Annotated in this window: 13 protein-coding genes; all 13 read left to right on the plus strand. The window is 35.3% G+C overall.

Annotated elements, in window-relative coordinates:
• Positions 1–101: 101 nt before the first annotated feature.
• Positions 102–353, plus strand: coding sequence for a hypothetical protein (locus ERL59_RS19120; RefSeq protein WP_160647850.1), 252 nt, complete (start codon positions 102–104; stop codon positions 351–353).
• 234 nt (positions 354–587) lie between these two features.
• Positions 588–785, plus strand: a complete 198-nt coding sequence (locus tag ERL59_RS20870; protein WP_201763640.1) for a hypothetical protein — start codon at positions 588–590, stop codon at positions 783–785.
• The gene (locus ERL59_RS19130) at positions 782–2,527 is read left to right on the plus strand and encodes a terminase large subunit (RefSeq protein ID WP_160647851.1); all 1,746 of its coding nucleotides are present in this window, start codon (positions 782–784) and stop codon (positions 2,525–2,527) included. Before ERL59_RS20870 ends, ERL59_RS19130 begins: the two co-directional genes overlap by 4 nt.
• Positions 2,528–2,531: 4 nt before the next feature.
• Positions 2,532–3,791 (plus strand): phage portal protein, encoded by a 1,260-nt coding sequence (locus tag ERL59_RS19135; RefSeq protein ID WP_160647852.1) that lies wholly within the window; start codon positions 2,532–2,534, stop codon positions 3,789–3,791.
• Positions 3,781–4,392, plus strand: a complete 612-nt coding sequence (locus ERL59_RS19140) for an HK97 family phage prohead protease (protein WP_160647853.1) — start codon at positions 3,781–3,783, stop codon at positions 4,390–4,392. The genes ERL59_RS19135 and ERL59_RS19140 overlap by 11 nt, the downstream gene beginning before the upstream one ends.
• 5 nt (positions 4,393–4,397) lie before the next feature.
• Complete coding sequence (locus ERL59_RS19145; protein WP_160647854.1) at positions 4,398–5,687, plus strand: phage major capsid protein; 1,290 nt, start codon at positions 4,398–4,400, stop codon at positions 5,685–5,687.
• Between the two features lie 51 nt (positions 5,688–5,738).
• Positions 5,739–6,152, plus strand: a complete 414-nt coding sequence (locus ERL59_RS20875; protein WP_201763641.1) for a hypothetical protein — start codon at positions 5,739–5,741, stop codon at positions 6,150–6,152.
• Positions 6,139–6,420 carry a phage gp6-like head-tail connector protein gene (locus ERL59_RS19155; RefSeq protein ID WP_160647855.1) on the plus strand — a complete coding sequence of 94 codons (282 nt, stop codon included), beginning with the start codon at positions 6,139–6,141 and terminating at the stop codon, positions 6,418–6,420. Before ERL59_RS20875 ends, ERL59_RS19155 begins: the two co-directional genes overlap by 14 nt.
• Positions 6,417–7,037 (plus strand): phage head closure protein, encoded by a 621-nt coding sequence (locus ERL59_RS19160; protein ID WP_160647856.1) that lies wholly within the window; start codon positions 6,417–6,419, stop codon positions 7,035–7,037. The genes ERL59_RS19155 and ERL59_RS19160 overlap by 4 nt, the downstream gene beginning before the upstream one ends.
• Complete coding sequence (locus ERL59_RS19165) at positions 7,037–7,462, plus strand: phage tail terminator family protein (protein ID WP_160647857.1); 426 nt, start codon at positions 7,037–7,039, stop codon at positions 7,460–7,462. The genes ERL59_RS19160 and ERL59_RS19165 overlap by 1 nt, the downstream gene beginning before the upstream one ends.
• On the plus strand, positions 7,455–7,877 hold the full coding sequence (locus ERL59_RS19170; protein WP_160647858.1) for an HK97 gp10 family phage protein: 423 nt from the start codon (positions 7,455–7,457) through the stop codon (positions 7,875–7,877). Before ERL59_RS19165 ends, ERL59_RS19170 begins: the two co-directional genes overlap by 8 nt.
• Positions 7,878–7,888: 11 nt before the next feature.
• The gene (locus ERL59_RS19175; protein WP_160647859.1) at positions 7,889–8,944 is read left to right on the plus strand and encodes a phage tail sheath subtilisin-like domain-containing protein; all 1,056 of its coding nucleotides are present in this window, start codon (positions 7,889–7,891) and stop codon (positions 8,942–8,944) included.
• Positions 8,945–8,957: 13 nt separating this feature from the next.
• A partial coding sequence (locus tag ERL59_RS19180) for a phage tail tube protein (RefSeq protein WP_235929966.1) occupies positions 8,958–9,203 on the plus strand: 246 nt, incomplete at its 3' end.

Raw genomic sequence — 9,203 nt, forward strand, 5'->3', positions numbered from 1 at the left:
CCTAATCATGTTTCCTTCGTTAATGCAAAAAATACTTTTAATTCACGAGAAGTATTAAGTGTTACATTGTTACAAGACAGTAAGTGAATGAGGTGATCAATGTGTGGGGTGTACCAAAATTAAAACAGAAAGCTTTTAAACTTAAAGAGGAATATGATAGTTCAAATTGGTTTAAGAGAACAGGAATTAAAAATAAGTTGAGGCATGTGTTAGATGAAATTGAATATCAAGAGGGAAGAAAGCAATTTGCTAATATAATAGCACTGCCAGGTGTGAAAAGGTGTAGTGCTGATCCAATGAAATGTGAGTGTGGATGTTGGCAGGAGTTAAGGGATAAACAATTTAAGATTTAATACTCCCCCATCAATTTTTAAGAACATACACCTAAATGACCGTACTGTGGACACAATTTACACACAGACCTAAAATTTTGAAATTGACTGGAGGTTTTTTGAATTGATACGAAAAGTGAAATTTATAAGAGAGAACATGAGAAATTAACCGAGATATTCAAAGATGTTGAAGAATCTAAGAGGAAATTAGTTGAAGGACTGATTGACGATGCAGCTTACCTTAAGGCTGAAAATGTGATACTAAAAGAGGTGCTATTAAAAACAGGTATGGTCAAGGTACATCCAGAACGTCCAGAACTTCAAAAACCCGTAGAAGCTGCTAAACAATACAGACAAAATATTAATAGTTATGCTGTAGCTATTAAAACACTGAGTGGGGTCCTTCAAAAGAACATTGTAGAAGAGGATGATGATATGGATGAGTTTGAATGAGTGATTATCCTTATAATGTTATTCAGGCTGAGTATGATGGTACTCATTCTTATTTGTTGGAGTATATCAGTAAGTGTAAATCAGGTGAAATTCTAATTGGTCATGAACTCATGTTGATGTTGGATATTCTATTAACACATTTTGATGATCCTGAAATTAAAGTGGATTTTGAGGATGGACATAAACGAATTAAATTCATTGAGACAAAATGCAAACACTTTGAAGCACCATTTGCAGGAAAACCCTTTTTGTTAGAACTGTTTCAAAAAGCTTTTGTTGAAGCCATTTATATATTTAAAATTTATGACAATGAAATTAACCGGTGGGTAAGGCTTTATCAAGATATTCTCTTTTTAGTTGCAAGAAAAAATGGTAAAACGCCACTCATCTCAGCGCTTTGTTTAGCTGAGTTTTTTTGTGGTGAATTAGGTACCAGGATCTTATGCTCAAGTAACGATTATGAGCAAGCAGATTTAATGTTTCAAGCCATTGACTCGATGAGAGAAGAAAGTAAGTCCCTAGAAAAAAGAACACGGAGCAATATTAAGGGGATATTCTTTGGTAACCCTAAGAAACCGAAAAAGACAGGGAAGTTTAGTTATAAAAACAAAGGACAAATAAAGAAAATATCTGCAAAAACAGGAGCTAAAGAAGGGAAAAACATCAAAGTTGGGGCAGTTGATGAAGTGCATGAATTAAAGGATAATACCTCGACCATGCCGATACGTCAGGCAGTTTCTACCCAACATGAACCTTTGTATATCGAACTAACAACAGAAGGTGTTGTTAATGATGGATACCTAGATGAGAGGCTGATTGAAGCTAGACAAGTATTAAATGATGAGCTTGAAAGACCACGCTGGTTGATTTGGCTTTACACCCAAGATAATGAACAAGAGGTATGGCAGGATGAAAAATCTTGGATTAAATCTAATCCAGGCGTAGGTGTCATAAAGAAAAGAAGTTTCTTGAAAAAAATGATTGATGAAGCAAAGACGAGTAAATCTATGCGAGTCTTTGTTTTATCTAAAGATTTTAATATTAAACAAAATAATGCGACTGCTTGGTTAACAACAGAGGATATTGTAAATGAACAAACTTTTGATTTGGAAGATTTCCGTAGCTCCTTCGCTATTGGTGCTGTAGACTTATCTAAATCAGGAGATTTAGCAAGTGCTAGAATTTTCTTGATGAAACCAGGAAGTCATAAAAAATACACCTATCAGAAATATTTTATTCCTGAGTCTAAGCTTGAACAGTTATCAAAAGAAGATCGAGAAAGGTTCAAAGAGTGGATAAGACAGGATCTGATTCGTGTCTCACCTAGGAATGAAAATGACTTTAGCTTAGTGACTCAGTTCTTTTTAAGTCTATATAAAGATTATGGGATCAGAGTTTATAAGGTAGGGTATGACAAATGGTCAGCAGTCTATTGGACGAAAGAGATGGAAGAATGTGGATTCGATTGTGTGAGAGTATCGCAAGAATTTGGAAGTCTATCTGAACCGATGAAATTAGTAGAAGCAGATTTAAAGAGTAATCTGATCAATTATAACCACCATCCTATAGATAAATGGTGTTTAGAAAATACAGCTTTGAAACTGAGTACAAAACAGGAAATCATGCCTGTGAAAGTACAAGGAAAAGAAGAGCAAAAAATAGACGGTGCAGTGACGATGATTATCGGATATCGAATCTACATCGACAACAGGACCGAGTTTTTGTCGTTGGTTGGGAGGTGATTGAATGGGGTTGTTACAAGTAATAAAAAATAAATTCACTCCACAGCAGAGTAGAGTAAAACAGGTTGCTAAGTTTCTTGACGGTTCGATACCGATATTTAGTCAGTTTGGAGAAGATGTGTATGCATCAGATGTGGTGCAAACAGCCATTAATTGTATTGCGACTGAATGTTCGAAGTTACAACCTAAACACATTCGCATAGATCCTAATGGAATGCAGAAAAATGTAAAAAGTAGTTTAAATCGGTTGTTTAAATTTGCACCTAACGAACATATGACGACTAAAGATTTTATCGAGAAGATTGTTTGGTTGCTACACATGAATTATAACGCATTCATATACCCAACATACGACATTATTAATGGGCCAGATGGATCAAGAAGAGAGTATACAAGCTTTTATCCGTTAAATCCTAAACAAGTAGATTATTTACAAGATGAATCAGGGAAATTGTTTATCAAATTCATGTTTGCAAACGGTCAAGATTTTACAATTGATTATTCTGACATTATTCACTTACGTAAAAAATTTTCTGTGAATGAAATCATGGGTGGTGGTGCTCATGGTCAACCTGATAATGAAGCAATTTTGAAGGTGTTACAAATTAACGATACGGTTCTACAGGGCTTGGATAAAGCGATCAAAACGAGTTTATCAGTAAGAGGAATTTTAAAAATTAACACGATGCTTGAGGATAAAAAGCAAGAAGAAGAACGGAAACGTTTTGAGGAAGCGATCAAAAATAATGAAACAGGTATATTACCGATGGATTTAAAGGGAGATTATTTTGATATAAAATCTGATCCAAAAGTAATTGATAAAGATACCTTAGAATTCTTAGATAACAAGGTCCTACGTTACTACGGTGTATCTGTTCCTATCATTAGTGGGGACTTTACAGATGAACAGTACCAGGCATTTTACGAGAAAACACTGGAGCCTATCATCATTAGTTTAGGGCAAGCATTTAGTAAAACAATATTCACGAAAGGACAGTTAGACCACGGGAACGAAATTGTTTTCTATCCGCAACGATTGTTATTTACAAATACAAAAAACAGAATTGCTGTAGCTGACATTTTGGGTAATCGTGGAGCATTAACCAATAATGATTTGCTACAGCTTTTTGGTTATCCGCCATATGATGGTGGGGATGTAAGGAATATGAGTTTGAACTATATTGATGTGAATTTAGCAGGGGAATATCAAATGAAACGAGCAGGAACGAAGTCAGAGAAAGGGGGTGAGAGCAATGACAAATAAAATCGAGCATCGGGCTGCTGGTGGATTTGAAATTCGAGTCGATGATGATGGGAAAAAGTACATTGAAGGGTACGCCATGAAGTGGAACCAGCTATCGAAACCACTGGGGAGATGGTATAAGTTTCGAGAACAATTTCAGGAAGGGGCTTTCGATGACTACCTCAACTCAGGTCAAGATACTAAATTTTTAGTGGACCATGATACTGGAAAAGTGTTGGGTAGATCAAATAAAGGCACACTCACCTTAACAACAGATCCAACTGGACTCAAATATAGTCTTGAAATTTTATCTACTACCCTTGCAAATGATGCTTACGAAGATGTCAGAACTGGTAACAAGGAGTATATATCTGTGGGGTTCCAACCTACAAAAGATGATTGGAATGAAGCAGATGAAAGCAACATTATTAGGACCGTAATTAAGGCGAATTTGCCAGAGATAAGTTTAACTGCATGGCCGGCTTATGAATCGACTAGTGCATCCACTAGAAGTATAGAAGATGCTTACAAAGAGTACATGGATTCAAAAGGGCCTAATGAGGAAGAAGTAAGGAAGTTGGAAGTATTAAAGTTGAAAAATCAAATTTTATTAAAAGGGTGAAGAATATGAATTTAGAAACATTAAAGGCAATGTTAAAAAAGAAAGAAGATCGAAAAGCAGAGATTGGGGAAAAATCAAAAGCTAGTGAAGATGTTATTGAGTTAAGATCCCTTAATTCTGAAATGGACAAGGTGAATGAAGATATTACAGAGCTTAGAAGCATTATAGATGGTCTATCTAAAAAGCGCGAAGAGATACCACGTGATGATGGAGCTGTACAAGAGAAAAGAAGTACACCAGAGGGTCAATTGAAACCTGTTTCAACTTTTAATATTGGACAACCTACAAATACGGATGAAAAAAGAGCTGAAAAGTTAGAAAAAATGTATGAAAAAAGAGGATCTGACTTAAAAAGCAAGCGAGCAGTAACATTTGATATTGAAGAAATCCCTGAGTTACGTGCTGTTTCGATTGGTGGAGGGACTCTTATCACTGAGAAAAAATATAGCAATACATTAAATCCTAAGTTTAGTGAAGTATCTTCTTTAGTAGATTTAGTTAATGGAATACCTCTTATGGGCGGCGAGAGTTATACAAAAGGTTTTGAAGTTTCTAGTGGTGAGGGTGATTATACTGCAGAAGATGGAGAGTACAAGGATGCTGATCCGGCATACGGTTATGTCACCATCGGTAAAGCAAAAATCACCGCTTATGCTGAAATGACAGATGAATCTATGAAATTACCAAATATAAATTACCAATCTAGTGTTGCTAAGAGTATTGGTGAAGCATTAAGAAAGAAAATTACTAAACAAATTATTGTGGGTGCTGGTGGAGCGAATGCAATCAATGGAATTTTTAATGCGCCTTCTAATGTAATCCCTGAGAACACAGATATCGAAATTTCAGAAATTGATGCGGATACATTAGATAAAATTGTGTTCGGTTATGGTGGAGATGAAGAAGTGGAGGGTGGAGCTTACTTAACTTTAAATAAACAAGATTTAGCTGCATTTGCTGCTGTTCGTGCAACAGATGGTAAGAAGTTATACAAGATTAGAAAGAATGGTAATACAGGTACCATTTCATCCGATGATAGTTTTGAAATTCCATTTATTATTAATAGTGCTTGCGCTCCTTTATCTTCTGATTCAACTCCTGTTGATAGGTATTGCATGGCTTATGGAATGGTGAAAGCTTATGAAATGCCTATTTTCTCACAAGTATCAGTAGAAGAATCAAGGGATTATAAGTTTAAGAGTGGTCAAATTGCTTATCGTGGTTCTGTATGGGCTGGTGGTAATGTAGCTATGCATAAAGGGTTTGTTCGTGTAAAGAAAGTAATAGCAACTTAAGGAGGGGATACAAGTCTTCTCTTTTTTAATTTAATTATGAGGTGATAAACAATGGCAAAAACAAAAAAGAATGAAAAACCAAACTCTGAAAAAGAGAAATTTGAGGTTACAGAAGAAAACATTGAAACAAAAGAAGGAAATCCTGAAAACATTGAAGAGAACAGTGGAGCTAAGCAGGATAAGGATTCTAAAGAAGATAATACAGAAAAAAAAGAGAGCAAAGAGACAGAAGAGGTACCACAGGCAGAGAATAATGAACCACCTAAGATAGTAGAAAACAAGAAAGCAAATGTGATTGTACAAAGAAACGATACTATTTATTTTCAAGCCAAGAAAGCATTAACTCAATCAGAACATGAGCAGCTATCCCAAAAGGTACGCTTAGAAAACGAACAAACAGGATTAAACATTGTCTTGGTCCCTCATAGCGTTGATTTGAGAGTCGGTGTAGGTGATGACAAATGAGGAATTGCTAATTGAGTGTAAAATTGGACTCAGTATATCACTTCAAGATTCTGCACAGGATGGTATTCTAAATCAGAAACTTTTAGCAGTAAAGTCATATATGAAGAATGCAGGGGTATCAGAAGAGAAAATGAATGATGATTTAGCAGTTGGTGTCATTGTGATGGGAGTTACGGATCTTTGGCAAATGGAAAGTGGAGTGGTTAGATTTTCCCCTGCTTTTAATACCTTATTGACTCAATTAACTTACGATGAGGTGGAGGAATGAGGTTTGATTGTATTGTTGAATTAATAGATGTGGAATTAACTAGAGTTGGAAATGATGAAAAAACTGAAAGTCATAGAAAACCTGTATATGCACATAAGAAATCTGTACAACGTAGTGAATTTTATGCAGCATACGCTAACAACCATAAACCAACAGTTATCTTTGTCATTCATGCTTTTGAGTATGAAGATCAACAAAAGCTTTCTTATAAAGGCATAGAATACTTGATTTTACGGACGTTTTGTCAAAATGCAAAAACCATTGAATTAGTTTGCCAAGTCCAAGATGATATTGAGCCAAATGTTGCACGTCTTGAGCATGTAGTTGAAATATGGCGGAACACTTACGTTGAAAATAGCATGGGTGAACAAACCCCTCAACCGGAATTATTATATACATTACAAGCAAAGATTGATTATACAGGAGGCGGAACAGGTGAATTAAATGGCACCATTGAAACCACAAACAATGCAGTTGTTACCATCGTTTATCGCGAAGACATCAAGACAGATATGTTTATTATGATTGAGGATCAACGTTGGAATATTGAGTACATCGAAGATCCACTAAACCGTCACGAAACATTATTGTTAACGATTGAAAGGGTGATCCTTTGATGTTGACAAGAGCAATGATTAATAAAGCTATCAATGACAAAATTAAATCTGAGTTCAAAGGGATTAAGTTACAAAGTAGTGATGTGGAAGAAGGTTTTGAACGACCTTCTTTTTTTGTTTCTCTTGAAACTAATGAAACAGAGACGTTTTTATTTAATCGACTACGAGATATAACGTGTCGTATCTTATTCTTTCCCAGTGATCGATATAGATTCAAAGAAGAAGCTTATAATGTTCAAGACAGATTGGAATTGTTATTTGGTTTAAATATTGAAGTAGAGGATAGAACAATCACATTAAATAGTGTGAATACAGACATTATTGATAAGGTTGTTCATTTTAGCTTCAGTTTTGATTTTTATGAAGAGATTGATCAGCAAGAAAAACAAGGAGACATCATGCAGGAGCTTAAGTACAATGAGTGATTTTGACATCGACACAAAAGGTTTAGATGATTTCAAAAATGAGTTAAATGATTTAGTTGACCATTTCCCTAAAGAAGCAAAAAAACTCATGCGAAAATCGGGATCTAAAGCAAGGACAATTATTGCAAGATATGCTAGAAAACATGTTAAAAAGAAAACAGGAAACTATCATAAATCGATCAGAAGAGGCAAGGTGTGGAAAGATCAAACAACAGGAAGTTATAAGGTTCGTGTGTATAGCGCAGCTCCTCATGCTCATCTGATAGAGTACGGTCACAGAATCGTAGATAAAAAGGGTCAGGAACATGGATTTAAAGAAGGGTCCCATGTTTTTGAAAAATCCACCAATGAAGTGGATTCAAAGTGGGATGAAATTTTAGAAAAAGAGTTTGATAAAATTTTTGACGATTTGTAAGGGGTGATGAAATGGGTTTACCAGAAATAAATATTAATTTTTCAAGCCTTTCTGTATCTGCTATTCAGCGAAGTCAAAGAGGGATTGTTGCATTGATCCTTAAAGACGACACAGGGGATTTTGAAACAAAAGAATACAAAACAGTAACTGAAATCAATGAAAGTGACTGGACAGCAGGAAACAAGGATTACATTGAAAAAGCATTCTTAGGAGTGCCATCTAAAGTGATTATTGAGAGGTTAGATGTGTCAGCAACTAATTATCATGATGCATTGACTCGATTATCTAGCAAACGGTGGAACTATTTAGCGATACCTGGAATTAGTAATGCAGATGTAAGTCATGTTTCCACATGGTTAAAATCACAGCGAAACATTGATAAAAAGACATTTAAAGCTGTTTTGCCTAATAGTGAAAGTGATCATGAAGGGATTATCAATTTTACAACTGAGGGCATTGTAGTTGGTGATACAACGTATTCAACATCTGAATATACAGCACGAATTGCAGGTATTTTGGCAGGATTACCATTGACAAGAAGTTCAACCTACTTTGAATTGAATGAAGTTGATTCTATCTCTGAAAGCGAAACACCAGACACAGATATTGATGCAGGACAATTGATATTAATTAACGATGGTGAAAAAGTCAAAATTGGACGTGGTGTAAATTCACTTACTACAACAACTACTGAAAAAGGCGAGGATTTCAAGAAAATCAAAATCATAGAAGGTCATGACCTCATTAGAGAAGATATTACACGCACGTTTAACGATAATTACGTGGGTAAAGTCAATAACTCATATGATAATCAAGTTTTGTTTATTACTGCTGTTAATGCTTATCTTAATGGTCTGTTAGGAGAAGTGTTAGATGGTGCATCTGATAATAAAGTTGATGTTGATGTAGAAGCACAACGTCAAGCTTGGGAGTCTCAAGGTACAGATATGAGTGAATTCAATGAGCAACAAGTAAAACAAAAGTCATACGGTAGTAAAGTGTTTATAGCAGGAAAACTTAAGTTTTTAGATGCTGTAGAAGACTTGAACTTTAATATCTCAGTTTAAGGGGTGAATGTAGTTGAGTAGACCAAACGCAGACAAAATTATAGTTGGCACATACGGAAAGGTATGGGTAGATGGAGAACTTTGGGCGGAAGTTATATCCTTTGAAGCTAAAGTAACCGTAACCTATGAGGATGTAAATTTTGCAGGGTATGGCAGTACTTTTAAAAAAGCTACAGGATGGACAGGTGAAGGGAGTATGACAATCAATAAAATATACTCTCGTGTTCAGCGCAAGATGGCTGATAACGTCAAAAAAGGG

It is taken from the genome of Chengkuizengella marina (genome assembly GCF_009910845.1).
Lineage (GTDB): Bacteria > Bacillota > Bacilli > Paenibacillales > KCTC-33759 > Chengkuizengella > Chengkuizengella marina.